The organism is Acinetobacter sp. 789_lipA (genome assembly GCF_058242845.1).
The window spans coordinates 2,057,036-2,079,512 of sequence record NZ_JBZAYS010000001.1 but is presented as its reverse complement, the minus strand read 5'-3'; the positions used below and the strand labels follow the sequence as shown (position 1 = coordinate 2,079,512).

The window sequence follows — 22,477 nt, the reverse complement described above, 5'->3', positions numbered from 1 at the left end:
TTAAATTACCTATATCTTAACTGATTCCAAGTTTTTCCCATACTTTTTGCAAGCGAGTCGGAGAAATGGGCATCTTTGTTTTCATCGGTTGAGAGAATAAAGAAATCCGAAACTCCTCAACCATGAAATACAATTCTTTAAGGCGAGTGTCATTTTTAAACTTAAATAATTTTTCCATCCACGGGTCAACTTGATCAATGGCAGAATTATCCCTCTGTAGGTTATTGGGCAGGCGCTCCAAACGCAAGACCAATGCTTTCAAATATCGAGGAAATTCAAGCCAAATGTCGGAAGATTTTACGTAAACAAAGTTTGATAAGCACATCAAATCTAGCTGATCTTCAACATCATCAATATTTTTCCCAAACACTGCATCATCTAAGACCAACAGTTTTCGACGTATATCCTGCCATTGAATATAGATCTCTGTCACATCTGCCAGTGCTTTTTGCCCATGGGTCAGAAAAGTTTTTTTGACATTTACAACCAAGTTTTCAAACTCTTGTGCGTTGACAGGCAGTTCATTGATCGACATTTGCAGTGTGGCATAAACTAACATTTGCTCCAACTGCGCCTTATCGCCCAAAGGTGAATACGCCAATGCCAACGGTTTGGAAATTTGCTTTTTCAACTGACGGACCAAATCCCCCAGTTGTATATGCACCAAACGGAGTACACCCTCACGGTGCTGTTTAATCGCCTCAGCTTGATCATTAAAGGTCTGAATCACCACACCAGACTCATCCTTTTGTTCCAGTGCAGCAAAGGCCTTGGTCGGGACTAAAGCTTGATACTGCTTCACCACCACACCCGTCACTTTTTGTGATGCTTCAAACACAAAATTTTCAGGAAAAGTTTGGAACTCACCTTTGAGCTGTTTGACTGGACTATGAGTTTCTGTTCGACAGCGCGCTTTTAACTCAGACAAGTCACGACCTTGTTCAATCACACGGCCTTTGTCATCTATCACCTTAATCAATGACAATAGATATTGTTCAATCCGCTCAAAGCTAAAGTCTTTTTCAGTGATTTGTTCGCCACGCAACTGGAAGGCTAAAAAGCTAAAAATATGCTGTTGCAAATGCATCGCATCTACTTTCGCCATTAGCTTTGCAGCCGTATCAGGGATAGGCACCAAATGACGACGTTTATCTTTAGGCAGCGCCTTGAGTAAGGCTTCCATTAAATCCTGACGCCAGCCGGGAATGCCCCACGACCACAAGTTTTCATCCACCTGAGGCAAGGCTTGCAACGGAATTTTCACTGTTGCACCATCTTCGTCATGGCTTGGATCAAAACGGTAACTGGCTGCTAGGCGCAGTTCGCCATTGCGTAAAAAATCGGGAAATTGTTGTGTGGTTGGACGGTCGTTCATCCACAGCGCATCATCATCGATAAATAAATAACGTGGGTTTTGCGGTTCAACCGTAGCGCGCCAGTCTTCAAAACTACGACGGCTTGCCACCTCTTCAGGAACTTTAGCCGCATAAAACTGGTAAATAGTCTCTTCATCCACCACCAAATCACGGCGGCGTAGCTTATCTTCGACCCGCTCTACTTCTTCAAGTTTAAGCAGGTTGTGTTTTAAAAATGGTGGCGTAATGCCTAAATGTCCTGTCGTCAGTGCATCTCGAAGGAAAATTTCATGTGCTGCAACATGGTCGACTTTTTCATAGTTGATTTGACGTTTCGGCTCAATAATTAAGCCAAATAGTGAAATTTGGTCATAGGCATTGACCACACCTGCTTTTTTCGACCAGTGCGGCTCAAAGTAATGGTGCTTCAGCAAATCACCTGCTGCAAGCAAAATCCACTCAGGTTCAATTTTTGCCAGTGTACGAATGTAGACCTGTGAGGTTTCTACCATCTCAAAAGCCATGACCCAAGGCGTATTGGTCTTATGTAAAGTAGATGCTGGAAAAATGCGGGCCTTTTGCTGACGTACCGCCATAAACACATTGCGTTCATCGGTTTTATTGGCAATAAAAGACAACAAACCTGTTAAAAGCGCACGGTGTAAATTTTCATAACTGGCTTTTTTCTCATTAAAAGACAGCTTTAAGCCTTTTGCTAAATCGACCAATTGCTCATGAGTTTTCTTCCATTCACGTAAACGCAACCAACTTAAAAAGTGATTACGCGCAAAAGTACGGCGTTTGTTTTCACTCATGTCTCGGTTGGCAACCAGCGCTTCCCAAAGTTTGATATAAAATAAAAAGTCAGAATCGGCTTCACGGAACAACGCATGTTTTTGATCTGCCTGCATTTGTTTATCCGCAGGGCGTTCACGTGGGTCTTGTACGGCCAAAGCAGCAACAATCACCAAGACTTCATTCAACACTCCAAAATGTGCCCCACCCAAAATCATACGGGCCAAACGTGGATCAATTGGCATTTTGGCCATTTGTTGACCAATTTTGGTTAAATCTCCTTTACCTCCCCCTTTGGAAAAGGGGGATTGAGGGGGATTGACTTCAGATGAATCTCCCCCAACCCCTCTTTGCAAAAGAGGGGCTTTACCTTTCTCCATCATAGCCCCAAGTTCAACCAACAACTTACGACCATCGTTGACTAACCGATGATCTGGCGGCTCAATAAAATCAAAATCTTCTAAAGCACCCAGCCCTAAACTTTGCATCTGCAAAATAACTGAAGCTAAGTTCGTTCGCTTAATTTCGGGTTCGGTAAACTCAGGGCGGCTTTGAAAGTCTTCCTCAGAATACAAACGAATACATACACCTGGGGCAATACGACCACAACGGCCTTTACGCTGATTTGCCGCTGCTTGCGAAACCGCTTCAATCGGTAAACGCTGTACGCGTGAACGATAGTTATAGCGAGAAATACGCGCAAAACCACTGTCAATCACATAACGAATATTGGGTACAGTCAGCGCTGTTTCTGCAACGTTGGTGGCGATAATAATGCGTCGCCCACCACCTGATGGATTAAAGATTTTTTGTTGTTCAGCCAAGGCCAAACGCGCATATAAAGGTAAAATTTCTGTATGTCGCGGCCCATGCTTTTGCAAAGTTTCTTGTAATTCACGAATCTCTTGTTCGGTACTGGCAAAAATTAAAGTATCGGCATATTCAGGATGGCCTTTTTCTTGTGCATCCCGAAAACATTCCTCTACAGCTTGCACGACAGCACGAGGTAGATTTTCTTCAAAGTCATCAAACTCATCATCATCACTACCGACAATGCTCATCTCAGAGACTGGGCGATAACGTAGTTCGACTGGAAAGCTACGACCTTCTACTTCAAAAATAGGCGCATTGTTAAAGTACTGACTAAAACGGTTTACATCTAAAGTTGCTGAAGTGATGATGACTTTTAAATCTTTACGGCGAGGCAAAAGCTGTTTGAGATACCCCATGATAAAGTCGATATTGAGCGAACGCTCATGCGCTTCATCGATAATAATGGTGTCGTATTTATTGAGATAACGGTCATTGGCCAACTCTGCCAGCAAAATACCATCCGTCATTAAACGGACAATAGAATCCTGCGATCCTTGTTCATTAAAACGAACTTTAAAGGAAATTGACTCGCCAAGTTTCTCACCAACTTCTTCAGCAATACGCTGGGAGACACTACGTGCAGCCAAACGACGTGGCTGCGTATGACCAATCAGACCGGTTAAACCCCGACCTGCTAGCATCGCAATTTGCGGTAGCTGTGTGGTTTTACCTGAACCTGTTTCCCCTGCAACGATAATCACTTGATGCTCTTGAATGGCATCAATTAACTTATCTGCATACTGCGTAACAGGCAGGTCTTGATTCAGTTTAATATTCGGAATGCGTTCAATACGCTCTAGAACTTTTAAATGCGACTGTTCAAATAATGCTTGATATTGCTTTTCGTTGGCATCTTTTCCTTTTTTGAGTCGGTTTAAACGATGACGGTCTTTGACCATCACCAATTGCTCTATATTTAAAGGACGCTGCACAGAAAGAATACCCACATCAAAAACATCAATCGCTTAGTTTACGTGGTAATACAGCGAAGCGAAAGTACAGCATAATTTTTTAATTTTAACTTTTTTTCAAATATCCCCTTGAATTTTAAGCCTAGGGACATCATGTCTGTAAACGAGTTGCGGAATAGATGATTTTGTCATTTAGTCATCATATTTATCATGCTAAATGAACAGAATGATCACATTCGCTGAAATAGTCTGGAGTAAGATTCGGTTTTTCCGATTCTTGTAATGTAAAAATACTGTTTCAGCAATAACAAAAATTTCGATACCCTATTCAACATTAAATACAAACCCCAATCATGGAGACAATGATGAGCTTGATTAATACTGAAGTAAAACCATTCGCAGCTACTGCATATCACAACGGTCAATTTGTTGACGTAACTGAAGCAGATCTTAAAGGCAAATGGTCTGTAGTATTCTTCTACCCAGCTGACTTCACTTTCGTTTGCCCAACTGAACTTGGTGACCTTGCTGACAACTACGCTGAATTCCAAAAATTAGGCGTGGAAATCTACGGTGTTTCTACTGACACTCACTTCACTCACAAAGCTTGGCACGACACTTCTGAAGTTATTGGTAAAATCCAATACCCATTAATCGGCGATCCAACGTGGACTCTTTCTAAAAACTTCGACGTTCTAATCGAAGCTGCTGGTCTTGCTGACCGTGGTACTTTCGTAATCGATCCAGAAGGTAAAATCCAAATCGTTGAAATCAACGCTGGTGGTATTGGCCGTGATGCTCAAGAATTACTTCGTAAAGTTAAAGCAGCTCAATATGTGCACGCTCACCCAGGTGAAGTTTGCCCAGCTAAATGGAAAGAAGGCGAAGCAACTCTTGCTCCTTCAATCGACCTAGTAGGTAAAATCTAATCTAAATTAGATTGAACACATAAAAAACCACGCTTTTTAGCGTGGTTTTTTATGTCCAAGATAACAGCACAATATGACAAGAAAGAGAAAAATACAGAATAAGAAAGAGCTATCCTTTATGCGTTACACATAATTCATGACTGGAATTCAGTGCGTGTACCCGCTACAGTAGAATGAATACATGCAGCTCTTTGAAGAAGAAAAATGACTTATCAAGTTCATATGATTGATGTGAAAAACCAACTCCAAAACTATATTTGGCTACTGGAACACACCTCATCAAAGCAAGTCGTGGTGGTTGATCCAACTGAGGCTGGATTAGTTGAAGATTATTGCACTGAACATGGCTTAAGCATTGCTCAAATTTGGCTTACTCATTGGCATAAAGACCATATTGGCGGTGTCGCTGACCTGATTGCGAGTCGGAATATTCCTGTGTATGGGCCACGTGAGGAATTATCTAAAATTCCATTCATCACCCATGCATTGATGGATGATGACTATTTCTCATTTCATGATTTACATATCGATGTTTTAGCAGTTCCTGGCCACACACTGGGCCATATTGTGTACTTTATTGAATCTATCCAGACTTTATTTTGCGGTGACACTCTGTTTGCTATGGGCTGTGGGCGAGTGTTTGAAGGTACACATGAGCAGATGTACCATTCGCTCAATCGTTTAGCAGCTTTGCCTGCCGAAACCAAAGTCTATTGTACGCACGAATACACGCTCTCTAACGCGAAGTTTGCCAACCATGTCGAACCAGATAATATCGCCATTCAAGAACGCTTAGACCGTGTGGAAACCATGCGCTATTTGGGTCAATGTACCCTTCCTAGCAGTATTGAAATCGAACTTGAAACCAATCCTTTTTTACGTACAGAAAATGTGGAAGAGTTTAAAAGACTACGTGATCTGAAGGATCAATTTTAATTGGCTTCCCCCCTTCTAGAGACTGCTAACGAACGCAGTCTCCTATTATGTATGTATGCTTCTATTGAGTTAAAACGATCAGTTGGGGCTTCTACCCTTAACCTTTGAGCTCTCAAAATTTCAACCAATGCAGTTTCAAGCCACACGATGCCTGAATCGAATGATCACGAGCAAGGCTGTTTGAAAATACTGTCACAAAAGACCCAGCCTTTGAAAAAAATCATTACATTTCTATTTATGATAAAATACTTTTCTATCACGAACGCACATAATTCCATTGTATTGAGACTCATCTCAAAATATTATTATTTTTCATCATGATAAAATTATTTTAAACAATGAAAAACTATCGTTTATGCTTTCTATACGTTTTCGCCTTAGTTTAGATTGCTTTAAAATGAGACAAAAACAAAAATATATAAAAAAATCCCCTTTAAAAAAGCGTGAAATATCCCTATTAATAATTTATCAGTGAAAAAGGAATATCTTCGTGAAAAAAGTAGTGAAAGCAAAAAACCTCATCGCCTTTCGTATTTGGCTAGAGAAATTAGGTTATTCAGTTAAAACTTTAGCAGACAACCGTGGCTTTACTTTTAGCTTTAAAAAAGAATATGGACTGGTGACTTGCGACCTAGCGGGCAATAACTTGGCCATGCAGCTCGGTGAAGAATTCGAAGACCATTTGAAAGCTTAAATTGCTCCATACTTACTTCGCGTGATGAATCAAAATTTAGCCCCTTAAAGGGGCTTTTTTTATATATGAATCATCTATTAAATTTTAGGCAATAAAAAAGCAAGGCTTAATACCTTGCTTCATTACTGATGGTGGGGACGGAGAGACTCGAACTCTCACACCTTGCGGCGCTGGAACCTAAATCCAGTGCGTCTACCAATTTCGCCACGTCCCCATCAGGGTGCTAACTTTGCGTTAGACTTTAAGTTGGCAGAGGATCAAGGATTCGAACCTTGACGAACGGTTTTGGAGACCGTCATGCTACCATTACACCAATCCTCTATTGCCTTATAAACCATCTTAATTCAAATGATTTATGGTGGGGACGGAGAGACTCGAACTCTCACACCTTGCGGCGCTGGAACCTAAATCCAGTGCGTCTACCAATTTCGCCACGTCCCCAATGGCTGTGTATATTATAGCGATAGACACTATATGACAAGCGCTTTTATAAGCAATCACCCGCTTTTCTGTCATAAAATCGGCAGTTGAATCTATTTTTATGCTCTATCTATATAAAAAGGCTATTCAGCTCTTTACTAAATTTTAGGCAATAAAAAAGCAAGGCTTAATACCTTGCTTCATTACTGATGGTGGGGACGGAGAGACTCGAACTCTCACACCTTGCGGCGCTGGAACCTAAATCCAGTGCGTCTACCAATTTCGCCACGTCCCCATCAGGGTGCTAACTTTGCGTTAGACTTTAAGTTGGCAGAGGATCAAGGATTCGAACCTTGACGAACGGTTTTGGAGACCGTCATGCTACCATTACACCAATCCTCTATTGCCTTATAAACCATCTTAATTCAAATGATTTATGGTGGGGACGGAGAGACTCGAACTCTCACACCTTGCGGCGCTGGAACCTAAATCCAGTGCGTCTACCAATTTCGCCACGTCCCCAATGGCTGTGTATACTATAGGGATCATTTTCGCATGACAAGCAATTTTTAAGAAAAACACACTCATTTGATTAAATAAGAAACAAAAATCATATACTTGACTTTTTCTCATTCAATTTCAGTCATTAAGCATCGTTTTGCAGCCATGGTATTTTGCCATCTTTGGCTTTTTTGCTTAGCTAAAAGTCCCTGTAAAAGTGGACTAAAACCCTGAAAAGGTTCTGGAAGCGCTATCTTCAAAAACTGACAGTGTAAATACGCCCAATCTTGGTAGCTTGATGCCTGCAAACGTCGATCAGTCAACCACTCAAGTAGAATGATCCCGAGTGCATACAGGTCTGTTTGTACGGTGTTTGCTTCACCATGAAATAATTCGGGTGCCATATAGCGCGGTGTCGCCGTTAGAGCCTTTTGACAGCTTATTTCACCAATTCTTTGGCTCTGCTCAAAATCAATTAACTTACATGTAGAACCGTTTAACAAAAAATGCGAAGGTTTTAAGTCAGCATGAATCCAACCCATCTGATGTAATTCTTCAACAGCATTCAGCATTTTAAAAATGATATGAATGACATGATCTCGACTTAACTGACGGGGATTCGCCATAAGTAATGATGGAACATTTTTTAAGATGAGTGCGACTTTCACCTGCTCTGAGTGAAACTCAAAATTTTCAAGGATTTGCACTTCAGGCAAGAACTTCGGCAGTTGCAGCATCGCAAGTGCATGTTGATAAAAACTAAGTTCAGCGTCAAAGCCGTTAATTAACGCCGCATGCTCTGATAGTGACTGATACTTTAACCAATACCCCTGCCCTGCAACTTCAAAGCGATAAAGCCTTCGCCCCCAACCCAAACGCTGAGTCGGAGTATGAAGCGACATCGCGAGAGCATTTAATTCTTGACGATTAAACTGCCAAGAATTTGGATTCATTCATCTCTGCCGTATCCAATGCAGTTAAGACCTCTAAACAATGTTGTATAGTTTTCCCAACACGGGCATGTGTTTCAATCATTGAGATTTTTGGCCAAGTTGCACGTTCACCTTCACGTTGTAAGAGCTTAAACAAGTGTGGTCTTGGATTTTGCAGCATATAACTATAATGGCGCAGGCCATATTTCCCCACAATGTTCACATCGCCATAATAACGCTGATCGACCACGCCATAACCATGATCCAGTAAACGGCGGATCGGTGGAATCATCCCCACACGCTCACGGGCAAAGTCCATCACCCCTTTACTAATCACTTTGCCTTGTCTGCGTACAATTCGTTCAGGCCAGCTCAACATATCTTTACGAAACCGTGCTTCATCCGACTGCATAAATGGCACCACATGCGGGTTCACTTGACTGGCAATGGTGTAGTTTAAATTATATAAACGCGCCATTTTTTCCTGCGGGAAATCGCTACGCACGCTGCCATCAACCCAGCGAGTAGAAGACATATAGGGAGTATATAAGCCATCATGTCGTTTACTGGTGAGCTTGACTGGCGGAAATAGAATCGGCACTGCACAAGATGCGAGCACAGCACTCCACACCAATAAGTCAGGTGAAGTAAAGGTATTCATAATGCGCGGATTTTGTGAGGCATCATAAGGCGCAACTGCGACATTGTTATACAAGCCTGACTGCTTAAAGGCCTCTTCAAATGTAACGTCACCCAAATTTGCAATTAAAAAGTTTTTTAAATGCTTTACATCCGCTAAGCCACCATTGCCCTTTAAGACCTCACGAAAGCCTCGAAATTGAAAAGCATCGGTAAAAAAGTTTTCACCATTTAAGATGCTCAGCATTTCTGCAGGCGTCGCTCGCCCCAACATCGCTGTCATAATGGCACCTGCACTTGAACCAGACAGCACTTTCGGCATCAGGTCTTGCTCAAGCAAAGCTTTACACACACCTGTATGAAACAACCCTAATGTTGCACCGCCTGAAAACATCATGGCCGGTTGCCCAAAGGCTTTTTGACAGTGCTGAAAAAATTCAATTTTTTGCTGTTTATCCAAACACTGGCAATCCGTAGATGCTACAAACGCTAAACCCAAACTGACTTCTTCAATATAGTCTTCAATAATTTTTTTGGTGCCGACATAGGTTGCAGTAAACAACATGGGGTGAGCGATATTGGCAATGTCGTAACTCAGACCTTCACGTAGTAGGTACATTAAATCGGTCGTACGCTTTTGTTGGCGATAACGCTTCAACAACCCCAAACGATGGGTAATCACTTCTGCATCGAAATAAGGTGAACAGTTGTCATACTTCCACTCTTGCGCCCCTGACTCTTCATCAATTCTAAGTGCAATGCTTTTCCACTCAGTATAGTTCTCTGCCTGAGCCAATTGGTTTTTCAGTTTTTTGATTCGATAGGCTTGGTGCGGGTTGATTTCCCGTGTGAAATCTTTAAACAACATATTCATACTCACCCACTTTTTTTGTTTTCCTAAAATTTCACTGACATGTTCAACCGTCAGTCTAACTGACTATGTGCAAATTATGTGAGCATTACAATTGCCATTTCAAGCCTAAAATTGGCAAATCTGCACCACGTTAAGGGTTTGATACGACTAGATCGGATGTTAAGATCGACGACAAGTGTAATTATAAGCTGATTAATCATGGCGACCATTGACCTACCGAACAATATCTTAGAAGCACTATCGACTGTACTCCAACAACTACAGCAAAGCCTACCAGAAGTTAAACAAGCACCTGATTTTTCAGCGATTGCCTTTAAATGGGAAAATGGCGAATTAAAAGCGATTCGCCAGCTCAAACGAATCGAATTAAATGATTTAAAAGGCATTGAGCGTCAAAAAGAAAAAGTACTGCAAAATACAGAACAGTTTCTTAATGGTTTACCTGCCAATGACGTCCTGCTTACAGGCTCTCGCGGGACAGGCAAGTCCTCTATTGTGCGTGCTTTATTAACGGAATACGCAGAGCAAGGCTTAAGGCTGATTGAAATTGAACGTGATGATTTATCCGAACTGCCTGAAATTCAAAAGCTAATTGCAGAGCGCCCTGAAAAGTTTATTGTGTATTGTGATGACTTGGCTTTTAACGCCGAAGATGAAAACTATCGCAGTTTAAAAAGTGTGCTAGATGGCTCTTTGCAGTCAGGTTCAAGCAATTTTATTATTTATGCCACCAGTAACCGTCGTCATTTGCTGCCTGAGTTTATGCATGAAAACACGCCTGTGACTCGAGTCGACGTACCGCAGTACACTGAACTACATCCACAAGAAGCGATTGAAGAAAAAATTTCACTCTCTGATCGTTTTGGATTATGGCTGTCTTTTTATCCAATGGATCAAAACTTATATTTGGACATTGTGCAGCACTACTTAGCAAAAGCTCAAATCGCCATGGACGATATAGTACGAGCCGAAGCGCTTCGTTGGTGTCAGGCGCGTGGACAACGCTCTGGACGTGCAGCGTATCAATTTTCTAAACACTGGGTCGGTTCACAACAATTAAAGCAGCTTTAGTATAAAAATACTGATCGGCGTTTAAGCATCTATTTTATTTAAATTATTTTTATATTTAATAGTTCAGTCTGATCAAAGAAATAACCCAAATTCCGCATTAGAATTTGGGTTATTTCTTTGAAAAAATGAGGGATGAATATCAGTTCAAATAGGTTTGATCTGATTATTGATATTTATCTAAGTTTGTTTCTGGCCCATCTTTAACCACAGCTTGTGCTTTTGCATAACTCTCCATTAAGCATTTATATTCTGGGCAGACATGATCTGAAAGAATTTCAGCAAAATGGGAGCCTTCTGGACGGTTCCAAGTACGCATTAACTCGGCCACGATTGCAAAAGTATCGGTTGGAATTGCGCCCGCTTGGGTCACACGAGCAATTGATGTATCTGTAGCTAATTTACTCCAGTTGCCTGATGCATCCACAACACAATAAACGTTATAACCTTCTTTACGAGCGCTTACAGCAGGGAAAGTCATACATACACTGGTCAGCGTTCCAGCAATAATCAGTGTCTTCCTACCCGTTTTTTTAACTTCATCTACAAATAAGGGATTGTCCCAAGTATTAATTTGTCCAGTCCGTGGTACATAAACTGCGTGCGGAGCAAAGTGGTGAATTTCAGGGATTAGAGGACCATTTGGGCCGTCAGGTACAGAAGCCGTGGTAATTACAGGTATATTTAATAAAGTTGCTGCTTTTGCAATTGCAATCACATAATTGCGTAAGTCGGGTACAGGTACATCGCGTACGGTATTAAAAAGTCCACTTTGATGGTCAATCAGTAGAATTATCGAATCATCAGGGTCTAGCATTCCATTAGTAGCCGCTATGGGTAACACCTCTAAAATTTTCTTCTAATTATGTACTTCCATTGTTGTAATGAAAGTTCCTAAGACAGACCGTCATAGCTTTGTGATTTATACGACCAAGATATTTTTAATTAAATCTACATCTGCCTTTCATGTAAACTAAAGATTATTCTTAAACTCAGGAAGCTAAATCATCTTACGTGTTGTAATTGGCCTTCGTGGCTTTGAGTTTTATCCTCGTATAGAAATAAAAACTTAAGAAAAATACAAGATCTTAATATTAATCAATACCTTAAAACCATATAAAATAGAATTTCAATTGAAGTCAAAATACTCAAAGTTTTAATCTTTTGAGATCAATCAAAAACTACGCTAGGCATACTTATCCCCAATTTCTATGGATAAACCTATGGGTAAATACTTTTAACTTGATTCTAAGTTACATTTAAGTGAGTCAAAAAATATTCTTAAAGTCTAAGCAGAGCATTTTTAAAAGTCCTTTGGTAAAGACCTAAATGTAAAAAAAGCCCAACATTCAGTCGGGCTTTAAGCTTATCAAATGTGTCCCGTCCTGAAATAAGTTTACACCTTTAAGAGGCTTATTTTATGGAACATGAACGAGAACAAAGAGTTAAACGTACACAAGGTGATTATAGCTTTGCCTTTAAAATGATGGTTGTACATGAAGTAGAAAAAGGGCAAATTACTTATAAACAAGCTCAGGCAAAATATGGTATTCAAGGAAGATCAACTGTGCTGGTATGGTTACGCAAGCACGGACAACAGGACTGGACTTCGAATATGCCGCCTTCTTCTAAACGCCAATTAACACCCCAACAACGAATCCGCCAATTAGAAAAGCAGTTAGCCGCAGAAAAGCTTAAAACTGAATTTATTCAGGATGTGATTTATCACATTGATAAAGAATGTGGGACTGATCTTGGAAAAAAGTATACCGAGCACGTTTCAAAGATTGGCAAAGCCAAAGAGGACTAAGCGTTTCACGTTATTGTCAGTGGTTGGGAATCACCCGACAAGCTTATTATCAAGCAGAAAAACGTGCTCAAATGACTGCACAAGCAACTGAACAAATACTTGAGTTGGTTATGGAATATCGTTGTCTCATGCCAAGTATCGGAACACGTAAGTTGTATTGGCTTATTAAAGGCAAATTGTTGCAGCGTGGTTTAAAGTGTGGACGGGATCAGTTATTTAAAATATTGAAAGAGCATAATTTATTGATTCGCCCCAAGCGTCGCTATACAAAAACTACGGATAGCAAGCATTGGATGAAGAAGCATCCAAATTTATTAAAGGATTATTCAGCAGTGCAAGCCAACGAAGTCTTTGTTAGTGATATTACTTATGTTGAGAGTGCTGAAGGCGTACATTATTTATCATTGGTGACAGATGCTTATACCCGTCAGATTAAAGGTTATAAGTTATCGAATGATATGCGTGCGGAGAATGTTATGCAGGCTCTACATATGGCGATGCAGCATGTGACGGATCGAGCGACTAGGATGATTCATCATTCAGACAGAGGCTCTCAGTATTGCTCTGAGCTATATCAATCGGCATTGCGCCATTATGGGATATGTCCTTCCATGACAGATGGATACCTTGCGAAACAGTGTTTCTCATATCAAAATGCATTAGCAGAGCGGATTAATGGAATATTAAAGCAGGAGTTTTTAACTACACGATGTCAAACCATGAAGGAGTTAGATCACTTAATTACGGAATCTATCATGATTTATAATTACTATAGACCACATTTAAGTTTAAATATGAACACCCCGAATCAGATGTATGAGCAAACTAAAACCGAGCTAATTGCTTAACTCGGTTTGAAGTGGAATACTGTCAATCTATTTCAGGACAAGACAATGAAAGCCTTATACTTCACTGGGATTGGTCAACTCAGTCATTGGCCAGCGTGGTGTTGTCGTTACAGCCAAACCATCTTGCTGCCCTGCTTTTAAGCGCTGATAACCAGCAAAAGCTATCATAGCGCCATTGTCCGTACAAAGTGCAGGTTCGGCATAGTAGACCTGAGCACGAATCTTAGTTAAATCTGCTTCCAAACGTTCACGCAAACGTTTATTGGCACTGACACCACCTGCGATCACTAAGCGTTTTAAACCTGTTTGCTTCAACGCTTTCACAGATTTTTTAACCAAGGTATCCACGATAGCTTCTTGGAAACTCGCTGCAATATCCGCATCACGGTTTTCATCACCTAATTTTTTCATTTGCACAGATACAGCTGTTTTTAAACCACTAAATGAAAACTCCAAACCTTGATGCAACATTGGACGTGGGAAAGCAAAGGCATTCGGATCACCTTGCTCAGCCAGTTTTGAAATATTTGGGCCACCTGGGTACGGTAACCCCATCATTTTCGCAACCTTATCAAAGGCTTCACCTGCAGCATCATCAATCGACTCCCCCAATAATTCATACTGCCCAATCCCATAGGCAGCCATCAATTGAGAATGTCCACCTGAGACCAAAAGTGCTACAAAAGGAAATTCTGGCGGTGTTTCCGATAAAAGTGGCGCCAACATATGCCCTTCCATATGATGCACACCAACTGCAGGTTTATTTAAAGCAAAGGCCAAAGTTCGACCAAACAGCGCGCCTGTCATCAGCGCACCCATCAAACCTGGGCCACGCGTATATGCAACGGCATCAATTTCAGATTTTTTTACACCACTTTCTTCAAGCAGTTGATTCATCAATGGAATCAGCTTACGCACATGGTCACGCGATGCCAACTCCGGCACCACACCACCATACTCTGCATGCAGTTTAATTTGGCTGTACAGCACTTGCCCACGCAAACCCAACTCGCTGTCATAAAGGGCAAGTCCTGTTTCATCACAAGATGTTTCTAAGCCTAAAACGATCATTAAACTGCCTATAACCTGTATCAAATCTATTGCGTGAACCATTATAGACTTGTGGTATGAGATGTAAATGAGTAAAATACTGACCTTCACTTGTGATCAGGGCAATGTCGCCCAGATCTTATCCATAACTTAATGAGGATTCTTCATGCCACAAGTTAAATTGAAAGAAGGCGAACCAGTAGACGTAGCTATCCGTCGTTTCAAACGTTCATGCGAAAAAGCGGGCGTTTTAGCTGACGTTCGTAAGCGCGAATTCTACGAGAAACCAACTCAAGAACGTAAGCGCAAAAAAGCTGCTGCTGTTAAACGCTACCAAAAGAAATTGGCGCGTGAATCAGTACGTACTACTCGCCTTTACTAAGATTAATTTGTGATTGACTGCCTGGACTAAATAATGACTACTTTAAAAAGCCAAATAACTGAAGTTTTGAAAGCCACTATGCGTGCTAAAGAAATGGATAAGTTAACGGTAATTCGTGGTCTACAGGCGGCAATTAAGCAAATCGAAGTCGATGAGCGCAAAGAACTTGACGACGCTCAAGTTCTTGCGGTCATTGAAAAACAAATTAAACAACGTAAAGAATCGATCAAAGCCTTTGAAGGCGCTGGTCGAGAAGATTTAGCTAGTAAGGAACAAGCCGAACTTGAGGTTTTATCTCAATTTCTACCAGAAGCTATGACTGAGGAAGAACTTGATTCCATGATTGCGCAAACGATTGCAGCGCAAGAAGCTACTAGCATGAAAGATATGGGTAAGGTGATGAATTCTCTGCGTCCGCTCATAGCCGGGCGCGCCGATCCTTCTCAAGTTTCAGCAAAAATTAAAGCAAAACTGGCTTAATTTAAAAATCTTTAAATCGATTACGTTGAACTGACCTTAAAAAGGCAGTTCAAAGTTCTACTTTATATAAAAATTATTATTCTTCTTTTTATTTTATCTATTCATTCTCAGCTTTAAAACAGCTCCTGACTCATCTCTGTTTTACCCCTCTATTTGCAATACCACTTTTCTAAGCTCTAAATTGTCGATCCTTTTGCATTTGGGTTAAACGCGTTTTAATGGTCGCTGACATTGCTTCATTATCTTTCGCTAAACGCTGAGCATGCAATAAAGATTTAATCGCTTCTTCTTCAAAGCCCGACCAGAACTGCACTTCAGCCCGATAGCGCAAAACATTAATGGTATACATTGGTGACTTTTTATCTAAACTCGCAGCTTGCTGCATCAGTCTCCACGCATTCACATCACGCGGATTATTTTTCAAAAACCGATTGAGTACAGGCTGCGCAAGCTCAGGTCGATTTTGACGAATATAAACTTCAGCCAATTTATAATTTAAAGCCCGATTTTCAGGCATGATGCTCGCAGGTGATTGGATCACGGTAAGAGCTTCATTCACCCGATTTTGTCCAAGTAAAATATCAATTTGAATCAAGGTTTGTAGGTTATGTAATTTCTGATGCGACTTGGCCTGATCTAAGACTTGTTGAGCAAGTTTATAGTCACCTTGTTTAAGGTAAAAACTGGCCAAAGCCAGTTGTGCTGCATAACTGTTACGACTCACCAGCATCTGTAGTTGCTGTTCTGTCGCCTGATTCGAGATCACCATGGTATACAGCTTCAATATTTCAAAGTCTTCATCACGCCAAGTAGATTTCACTTTAGGCAACTGATTCGCTCTAAGTCTCGCCTCACTCATTCGCTCAGTCGTGAGTGGGTGTGTGAACCAAAAGTCGGGTAAAAAACTCACGCGACTGGTTGCACGGTGCATCACTTCAAAAAAATCAGCCATACTTTGCGGGTTATAACCAGCGCTATACATGTACTGCATCCCTATACGGTCAGCTTCACGCTCTTGGTTACGACTATAAGACAACTGCTTGTCCATGAGTGCGGCTTGCGTACCAACCATGACCGCTGAACCGACATCACCATCGGCTTGAGATGCAACCAAAGCACCAACCAAAATCCCTGCCAGCGCGAGTAATCCCTGCCCCTTAAACGCCTCTTGCGAACGACTGTAGTGGCGCTGTGTGACGTGCGCAATTTCGTGCGCCATTACGCCGGCAACTTCATCCATATTATTGGCATTGGTAATCAAACCAGCGTTTAATGCAAACAATCCTCCCGGGACTGCAAAGGCATTAATTTGCGGGTCATTAATAACCACCAAACCAATCGGTTGACCAAGCTGGGTTTGACTCAAAATGCTTGAAAAAGCATTCATCAGTTGGTCTTCTAGCCATGGATTTTGCGTAACAGGTAGCTGACGCTGTACTTCACGATAAACTTTTTCACCAATATAGCGCTCATTATATTGATCAATAAAACCTATACCTGAACCAATCTCAGGCACATTGAACTGTGGAGCATTCGTAAGAAATTGACCTTCTGCAAAACCAACAGTCGAAATAAGACTTAAACTGCACGCACACAGAAAACGCTTCAACCCTCACCCCGACTTTATTTAAAGGAATCGAATGACTATAACATTGATAATTGAATGAAAATGCAATGAAGTGTTATCAATTCTTTATCTAAATTCAGGATTCACCACATATTGAGGTTGACCACCTTCCAATGCTTTCACCAAGTTTTGGTAAGCCAACTCTGACATTTTTTTACGTGTTACAGACGTTGCAGAACCAATATGCGGCAGCGTTACCACATTATGCAGCTGGAACAGTGCTGAATCTTGCAAGGGTTCTTTTTCATAAACATCCAACCCAGCTGCAAAAATTTGCTTTTGCTCCAAGGCCTGAATGAGTGCCTGCTCATCTACTACGGCACCACGCGAAATATTTACAAAGACAGCATGAGATTGCATTTTCTTAAATGCTTCTGCATCAATCAAATGCTGCGTATTCGCGTTTAGATCAACCGCCACAACAATGAAGTCCGATTGCTCCAACAGCTCATCTAATTCGTAAAAACGTGCATTTAATGGCTGAGCCAATTCTAATTTTTCTCGGCGCCCGTGATACAAAATATTCATATTAAAACCATGAAAACCACGTCGCGCAATTGCCGCACCAATATTTCCTAAGCCAATAATACCCAATGTTTGACCAAAAATTTCCTGACCAAATTGTGCCTGCCCGACAGTACGCGACCACTGACCTGTTTTGGTCCATTGATCCAAATAAGGCACTTGACGCGCCGCACTCATCAACAACGTAAAGGCCAAATCGGCAGTGGTTTCAGTTAGCACATGAGGGGTGTGGCTGAGCCAAATTTTTGCTTGGTTTAAGTAGTTCAGATCATAATTGTCATAGCCAACACTAACACTAGATATAATTTTGAGCTGTTTCGCAGTTTTTAGGTTGTTTTGATTCAGTAAACGCCCTGCACCAATCATGGCATCCGCATTCGCAACTTGCTCACGGATTTGCGTATTTACATCACCTGCTTTCGGGTTGATGACCACCACGTGATAACGCTGCTCTAAGCACTGTAATACTTCTGCATCTATTTGACTAAAAACAACGACTTTCTGCTTCATACCTATTCCATATTTTGTTGTTTTGCTCGCATCATGTGCCACAGGGCTTTTTTAAGTAATGGCTGATCAAGCATTTCTTGTAAGCTCGCTGCTTGTGTGACTTTTATACCATTAGCATTTGGTATAGAGCCCAATGCAATAACAGTTTTACCCTGACTTAAACCATCAAAGAAACCTTGAATATAGCTCTGAACACCGCGCCCATCTTGGAAATTCAACAAAGGAAAAGGCCAATTCAGCGCATACTTTTGCGCAGGTAAGGCTTGCACAATATTTTGCCACAGCTGTTGCTGCTCCACGCTCAATTGTGTCGCTTCAATGACCAAGGCGCAGTGCTCCAAGGCAACAGCTTGCAACTGAAAAGCCTCAACATGGATGGCCTCTCGGACAATTTCTTCTTTTAATGCTGTAACAACTTCTTGTTCAATCGGCTGCGTTGCAATTTCAGCAGGAGGCGCTGGATGTGGAAGCTTATTCTGTACAAGTGGATGTTCAGGAATGCTTTTGGCTTCGGGCTGAGATTGAGGTCGCACAATTTCAGAAATAATCTCAGTTGCGCTTTGATCTCGCCAGATCGATGTGGCTACATTTTGTTGAGACGGCAAAAAATCAGGAACCCACAAATCAATTCCTAAACTCGCCAAAACCTCACGCTGATGCCCGATCATCTTTTACCTTCACACTTAATTCAGTGCATATTCTATCGAGAAATGCCTAGAGATGCTGTTCTTTTCACACTTTATTCGCATAGACAGTATGCAAACATCGAGAGCATACTAAAGGCAAAATTCACCACTCAATTAAACAATCATCAAGCGATTCTTCTTTTGCATTTGTTCAACGATTTCTTCACTGTCGAAACCGAGACGCCAATAGAGCAACTCCAAAACATCCTGCTCATCTTGAGTAATAATACGGTCATGCCATAAACAAATTTCAGCCACCCCCAAAATACTTAAACGATCCCGCAGCAGGAGCCCAGCCATATCATTTAAAATTTCAGCCAAATCAATCGGCTCATCTGAAATTTCCGCATACTGCTCCAACTCTTGCACAGTTAAAACTCGACGTAAAATTTTCTCTCGTACTTCCAGCTGTGTTTCACTATTGATTTGTTGCACATGTAACAAAGCATCAATTAAACGCACAATCTGCGGTTTAACTTCATCTAGGGCCGCAGGTGTATGTACAGGCAACAAATTCAGCTCAAACTTAACTCGTTCGAGTAACAGCGCATCTAACAGTCCAATTTCACCGTCTTCTTGGATAATCCTCGCCAACTTTAATAAAAACTGGCGTGCAATTGTCGCTGGCATGCCACCAATATTTCGGCATGCCTCATGGAAAATTGAAATATGAACACGACCATCTAGGTTTAACAATGAATCAACAATGGCACGGCTGACTTCAGCCTCAGCAGGAATAAACTCACGGAATTGGCGAATCATTAAAATCGCGACCATCAGCTCGCGTGATCCTGTTGCGGTCTGTAAAGCACGCTGAATTAGCTCTGGACGTTCAATATGTGCACGTACTTCAGGGTTAAGTGGTTTAATCGCATCTTTTATGGCAAAACTAATCGGAGACAGTCGTAATAAGGGCAAAGGCTGCGGTGAAGTCCAAGGGGCTTGAAAATCCGCGTACTGCTCTTCTAAGGAACGAAACAAACCAAATAACGGACGGTTGCGCAGTTTTTCTAGATTTTCCAACTGAATGTCTTGAACCAAATTCGGATTCATTTCATAAATACGCTCTTCAATGCTTGGATGAATATTCATCCAACTTTGCGCACTTAATGAGTTGGCAAAACACATGTGTGCAATCGATTCAGAGTATTCACTGTGAATTTGTGAACCTGCGTGATGCACATAGATACGCATGAGGGTTTGAATATTGGCATCATTTTGCATCAGACGACGTGTTTTCATATCATTTTTTAAAGTGCGCCCCCCCAAAGTCAGAAACTTAATACAGCGTGTAACCAGCACCCCCAAACTACCAATCAGCCAGATCACACCACCTGTTGCAACAAAAGTCGTTTCAAAACTTTGTGACTTTTTATGATGAGTTGAAAATCCCAATTTAGCAATTTTACTACCCCACTGACTAAAGGTGGTGAGGGCACTATATAGAATTTTTAACCGTGTATTTTCAGCGGTCTCACCAGATAAAATTTGATTAAACTCATGATTCAATAACCCCGTCAGCTCAAGTTCATCGAGGTTTTGCAGTGCGCCCCACGTTAAAATAATCGCAATATCTTTGGGATAAAAACCAGCGGTTAAGGCATTTACCCCCACCTCATCGGGCAAAACATAGACAGCAGGTGTTTCAATTAAAAAAGTATCCGCTAGTTTTTCTGTAATTTTCAGTGCAATACTTTCTTCAGGTGTACTTTCAATCAAACTTAGACGTCGTGCACGCAGTTGCTTGGCCAGACTATGTCCACCTGAACGAAACACATACAGCTCATACACCACGGAATAACTCATCACTAAGAGCAATAAACCAATGATATAAATACTCAAGCTATGCCAAAAAATGCTTTGACTCGAATCAAAATAAAAAACCAGCAGTCCAGCCACAGTATTTAAAATAAATAGCGACAAAAGTACCGCAAGCAAGCAGATACTTGCAGACCACAACATGTTTTTATTCTTTATGATTGAATAACTTACACCCTTCAATGTAAATCCCTTTTCTTACATTGTTTGAATCAATCCATCATAAATGAAAAAAGCGGGAAACTCCCGCTTTTCTCAAATCTAAATCAATTAGACTTCTTTCACACCCGTCAAATCAACGGAAGCTGCATCAATATTGACATCAATATAGCTGTCTTTCTTTTTCGATGTTTCACGGCGTTTCGCCTGTAATTCATCTAAATAAGCTTCATCGATACCACCAGCAACATATTTACCATCAAATACTGAGCAATCAAACTCTTGTAAATCTGGTACTTTGCTGGTGCGCACAGCTGCTTTTAAGTCTTCCAAATCTTGGAAAATTAGACGATCTGCACCAATAATTTCACGAATTTCTTCAACGGTACGCTCAGATGCAATCAGCTCTTCTTTTGCTGGCATATCAATGCCATACACGTTTGGATATTTCACCATCGGCGCAGCAGAAGCAAAGAAGACTTTTTTCGCACCCGCATCACGTGCCATTTGAATAATTTCGTTACACGTAGTACCACGTACAATTGAGTCATCCACCAAAAGTACATTTTTACCTTGGAACTCAAGTTCAACAGGGTTCAACTTTTGACGTACTGATTTTTTACGCAATTGCTGACCCGGCATAATGAAGGTACGGCCAATGTAGCGGTTCTTCATAAAGCCTTCACGGAACTTCACGCCCAACATATTTGCAAGTTCAAGTGCAGAGGTACGCGAGGTATCTGGAATTGGGATCACAACATCGATATCGTGCTCTTCACTCCACTCCGTCAGAATTTTTTGAGCAAGCTTTTCGCCCATTTTTAAACGTGCTTTGTAGACTGAAATGCCATCAATAATCGCATCTGGACGCGCAAAGTAAACATATTCAAAAATACATGGGCGGTATTCAGGCGCTTCAGCACACTGCTTGGTAAACATCTGCCCTTGTGAGTCGATAAAGATCGCTTCACCCGGCGCAATATCACGCTCAACTTTAAAGCCGAGTGCCGTAATAGCGACAGACTCAGATGCAATGATATATTCCATACCTGCATCAGTTTCACGCGAACCGTAAATCAGTGGACGAATACCATTTGGATCACGGAAACCCACTAAGCCATGCCCAGTAAGCATTGCAACCACGGCATAACCACCTTTACAGCGCTCATGTACTTTACTAACTACATGAAAAATGTCGTCTGCTGTAGGCATCAATTTGCCGCGTTTTTGCAACTCATGCGCAAATACGTTTAACAGTACTTCTGAGTCTGAATCCGTATTCATATGACGTAAGTCTGTTTTGAACAGATCGTCATGAATTTCTTCAGCATTGGTTAAGTTACCATTATGCGCTAACGTGATCCCGTAAGGTGAGTTCACATAGAAAGGCTGCGCTTCAGCGCTGCTCGATGAACCCGCTGTAGGATAACGCACATGGCCAATACCATAGTTACCTTGTAATGCACGCATATGGCGAGTGTGGAACACATCACGAACCATACCATTGTCTTTACGTAAAAATAAACGACCTTCGTGGCAGGTTACTATCCCAGCTGCATCTTGCCCACGATGTTGTAACATCGTTAATGCATCAAACAACATTTGGTTAACAGCTGATTTACCAGCTATACCAACTACTCCACACATAGCAACCT

Annotated in this window: 17 protein-coding genes and 6 tRNA genes; 7 read left to right on the top strand and 16 right to left on the bottom strand. The window is 41.3% G+C overall.

What is annotated here, in order from left to right:
* Positions 1–16: 16 nt before the first annotated feature.
* Complete coding sequence (gene hrpA, locus AC4CUZ_RS10155; RefSeq protein WP_490748063.1) at positions 17–3,955, bottom strand: ATP-dependent RNA helicase HrpA; 3,939 nt, start codon at positions 3,953–3,955, stop codon at positions 17–19.
* A gap of 344 nt (positions 3,956–4,299) precedes the next feature.
* Between hrpA and ahpC the strand changes: the two genes are divergently transcribed.
* The 3 genes from ahpC (at position 4,300) to AC4CUZ_RS10140 (ending at position 6,493) form a co-directional block, all read left to right on the top strand.
* Positions 4,300–4,863: an alkyl hydroperoxide reductase subunit C gene (gene ahpC / locus AC4CUZ_RS10150; protein WP_004982189.1), complete on the top strand. Its 564-nt coding sequence runs from the start codon at positions 4,300–4,302 to the stop codon at positions 4,861–4,863.
* Positions 4,864–5,067: 204 nt separating this feature from the next.
* A complete protein-coding gene (gloB, locus tag AC4CUZ_RS10145; RefSeq protein WP_419380798.1) occupies positions 5,068–5,799 on the top strand; it encodes a hydroxyacylglutathione hydrolase in 732 nt (243 codons plus the stop codon).
* A 490-nt stretch (positions 5,800–6,289) separates the two neighbouring features.
* Positions 6,290–6,493, top strand: coding sequence for a hypothetical protein (locus tag AC4CUZ_RS10140; protein WP_004696295.1), 204 nt, complete (start codon positions 6,290–6,292; stop codon positions 6,491–6,493).
* A gap of 129 nt (positions 6,494–6,622) precedes the next feature.
* Here AC4CUZ_RS10140 and AC4CUZ_RS10135 read toward each other — a convergent pair.
* From AC4CUZ_RS10135 to AC4CUZ_RS10100, 8 genes are all read right to left on the bottom strand, one after another.
* Positions 6,623–6,707, bottom strand: a tRNA-Leu gene (locus AC4CUZ_RS10135).
* Positions 6,708–6,740: 33 nt separating this feature from the next.
* Positions 6,741–6,814: transfer RNA gene (locus tag AC4CUZ_RS10130), tRNA-Trp, on the bottom strand.
* Positions 6,815–6,849: 35 nt separating this feature from the next.
* Positions 6,850–6,934: transfer RNA gene (locus AC4CUZ_RS10125), tRNA-Leu, on the bottom strand.
* A gap of 189 nt (positions 6,935–7,123) precedes the next feature.
* Positions 7,124–7,208 (bottom strand) — tRNA-Leu (locus AC4CUZ_RS10120).
* Positions 7,209–7,241: 33 nt separating this feature from the next.
* Positions 7,242–7,315 (bottom strand) — tRNA-Trp (locus AC4CUZ_RS10115).
* Between the two features lie 35 nt (positions 7,316–7,350).
* Positions 7,351–7,435: transfer RNA gene (locus AC4CUZ_RS10110), tRNA-Leu, on the bottom strand.
* A gap of 107 nt (positions 7,436–7,542) precedes the next feature.
* A complete protein-coding gene (locus AC4CUZ_RS10105; RefSeq protein ID WP_279743549.1) occupies positions 7,543–8,367 on the bottom strand; it encodes a serine/threonine-protein kinase in 825 nt (274 codons plus the stop codon).
* Entirely contained in the window at positions 8,342–9,853 is a 1,512-nt protein-coding gene (locus tag AC4CUZ_RS10100) for a DUF3336 domain-containing protein (RefSeq protein ID WP_490748062.1), read from the bottom strand. Before AC4CUZ_RS10100 ends, AC4CUZ_RS10105 begins: the two co-directional genes overlap by 26 nt.
* Before the next feature lie 204 nt (positions 9,854–10,057).
* Here AC4CUZ_RS10100 and AC4CUZ_RS10095 point away from each other — a divergent pair, with 204 nt between their 5' ends.
* Positions 10,058–10,930: an ATP-binding protein gene (locus tag AC4CUZ_RS10095; protein WP_078388918.1), complete on the top strand. Its 873-nt coding sequence runs from the start codon at positions 10,058–10,060 to the stop codon at positions 10,928–10,930.
* 163 nt (positions 10,931–11,093) lie between these two features.
* On the opposite strand, the gene AC4CUZ_RS10090 is transcribed toward AC4CUZ_RS10095, so the two are convergent.
* A complete protein-coding gene (locus AC4CUZ_RS10090) occupies positions 11,094–11,744 on the bottom strand; it encodes an isochorismatase family protein (RefSeq protein ID WP_078388919.1) in 651 nt (216 codons plus the stop codon).
* Positions 11,745–12,347: 603 nt separating this feature from the next.
* Here AC4CUZ_RS10090 and AC4CUZ_RS10085 point away from each other — a divergent pair.
* Positions 12,348–13,585, top strand: a protein-coding gene (locus tag AC4CUZ_RS10085) for an IS3 family transposase (RefSeq protein WP_101495500.1) whose coding sequence is annotated in 2 segments (ribosomal slippage) — positions 12,348–12,684 and positions 12,684–13,585 — 1,239 coding nt in all. Because the reading frame shifts where the segments join, the coding sequence is not laid out codon by codon here.
* A 54-nt stretch (positions 13,586–13,639) separates the two neighbouring features.
* On the opposite strand, the gene tsaD is transcribed toward AC4CUZ_RS10085, so the two are convergent.
* On the bottom strand, positions 13,640–14,656 hold the full coding sequence (gene tsaD / locus AC4CUZ_RS10080) for a tRNA (adenosine(37)-N6)-threonylcarbamoyltransferase complex transferase subunit TsaD (protein WP_490747557.1): 1,017 nt from the start codon (positions 14,654–14,656) through the stop codon (positions 13,640–13,642).
* A gap of 145 nt (positions 14,657–14,801) precedes the next feature.
* On the opposite strand from tsaD, the gene rpsU reads away from it, so the two are divergent.
* Together rpsU and AC4CUZ_RS10070 are read left to right on the top strand one after the other, a co-directional pair.
* A complete protein-coding gene (gene rpsU, locus AC4CUZ_RS10075) occupies positions 14,802–15,017 on the top strand; it encodes a 30S ribosomal protein S21 (protein WP_001136722.1) in 216 nt (71 codons plus the stop codon).
* Positions 15,018–15,050: 33 nt separating this feature from the next.
* Complete coding sequence (locus tag AC4CUZ_RS10070; RefSeq protein ID WP_004982206.1) at positions 15,051–15,497, top strand: GatB/YqeY domain-containing protein; 447 nt, start codon at positions 15,051–15,053, stop codon at positions 15,495–15,497.
* A 169-nt stretch (positions 15,498–15,666) separates the two neighbouring features.
* Here the strand turns inward: AC4CUZ_RS10070 and AC4CUZ_RS10065 are convergent, their stop codons facing one another.
* The 5 genes from AC4CUZ_RS10065 to purF all read right to left on the bottom strand — a co-directional run bounded on the left by AC4CUZ_RS10065 (position 15,667) and on the right by purF (position 22,469).
* Complete coding sequence (locus tag AC4CUZ_RS10065) at positions 15,667–17,106, bottom strand: M48 family metalloprotease (RefSeq protein ID WP_490747556.1); 1,440 nt, start codon at positions 17,104–17,106, stop codon at positions 15,667–15,669.
* 84 nt (positions 17,107–17,190) lie between these two features.
* Positions 17,191–18,159: a 2-hydroxyacid dehydrogenase gene (locus AC4CUZ_RS10060; RefSeq protein WP_201951852.1), complete on the bottom strand. Its 969-nt coding sequence runs from the start codon at positions 18,157–18,159 to the stop codon at positions 17,191–17,193.
* A 2-nt stretch (positions 18,160–18,161) separates the two neighbouring features.
* On the bottom strand, positions 18,162–18,827 hold the full coding sequence (locus AC4CUZ_RS10055; RefSeq protein WP_490747555.1) for a hypothetical protein: 666 nt from the start codon (positions 18,825–18,827) through the stop codon (positions 18,162–18,164).
* Positions 18,828–18,959: 132 nt separating this feature from the next.
* Positions 18,960–20,846 (bottom strand): M48 family metalloprotease, encoded by a 1,887-nt coding sequence (locus tag AC4CUZ_RS10050; protein WP_490747554.1) that lies wholly within the window; start codon positions 20,844–20,846, stop codon positions 18,960–18,962.
* 87 nt (positions 20,847–20,933) lie between these two features.
* Positions 20,934–22,469, bottom strand: a complete 1,536-nt coding sequence (purF, locus tag AC4CUZ_RS10045; RefSeq protein ID WP_004696272.1) for an amidophosphoribosyltransferase — start codon at positions 22,467–22,469, stop codon at positions 20,934–20,936.
* Between the last annotated feature and the right edge of the window lie 8 nt (positions 22,470–22,477).

Bases quoted from the DNA above. Each gene is read 5' to 3' on its own strand.
- ahpC (WP_004982189.1), top strand. From the start codon at position 4,300: ATGAGCTTGATTAATACTGAAGTAAAACCATTCGCAGCTACTGCATAT.
- gloB (WP_419380798.1), top strand. From the start codon at position 5,068: ATGACTTATCAAGTTCATATGATTGATGTGAAAAACCAACTCCAAAAC.
- AC4CUZ_RS10105 (WP_279743549.1), bottom strand. From the start codon at position 8,367: ATGAATCCAAATTCTTGGCAGTTTAATCGTCAAGAATTAAATGCTCTC.
- AC4CUZ_RS10100 (WP_490748062.1), bottom strand. From the start codon at position 9,853: ATGTTGTTTAAAGATTTCACACGGGAAATCAACCCGCACCAAGCCTAT.
- AC4CUZ_RS10095 (WP_078388918.1), top strand. From the start codon at position 10,058: ATGGCGACCATTGACCTACCGAACAATATCTTAGAAGCACTATCGACT.
- AC4CUZ_RS10090 (WP_078388919.1), bottom strand. From the start codon at position 11,744: ATGCTAGACCCTGATGATTCGATAATTCTACTGATTGACCATCAAAGT.
- tsaD (WP_490747557.1), bottom strand. From the start codon at position 14,656: ATGATCGTTTTAGGCTTAGAAACATCTTGTGATGAAACAGGACTTGCC.
- rpsU (WP_001136722.1), top strand. From the start codon at position 14,802: ATGCCACAAGTTAAATTGAAAGAAGGCGAACCAGTAGACGTAGCTATC.
- AC4CUZ_RS10070 (WP_004982206.1), top strand. From the start codon at position 15,051: ATGACTACTTTAAAAAGCCAAATAACTGAAGTTTTGAAAGCCACTATG.
- AC4CUZ_RS10060 (WP_201951852.1), bottom strand. From the start codon at position 18,159: ATGAAGCAGAAAGTCGTTGTTTTTAGTCAAATAGATGCAGAAGTATTA.
- AC4CUZ_RS10055 (WP_490747555.1), bottom strand. From the start codon at position 18,827: ATGATCGGGCATCAGCGTGAGGTTTTGGCGAGTTTAGGAATTGATTTG.
- purF (WP_004696272.1), bottom strand. From the start codon at position 22,469: ATGTGTGGAGTAGTTGGTATAGCTGGTAAATCAGCTGTTAACCAAATG.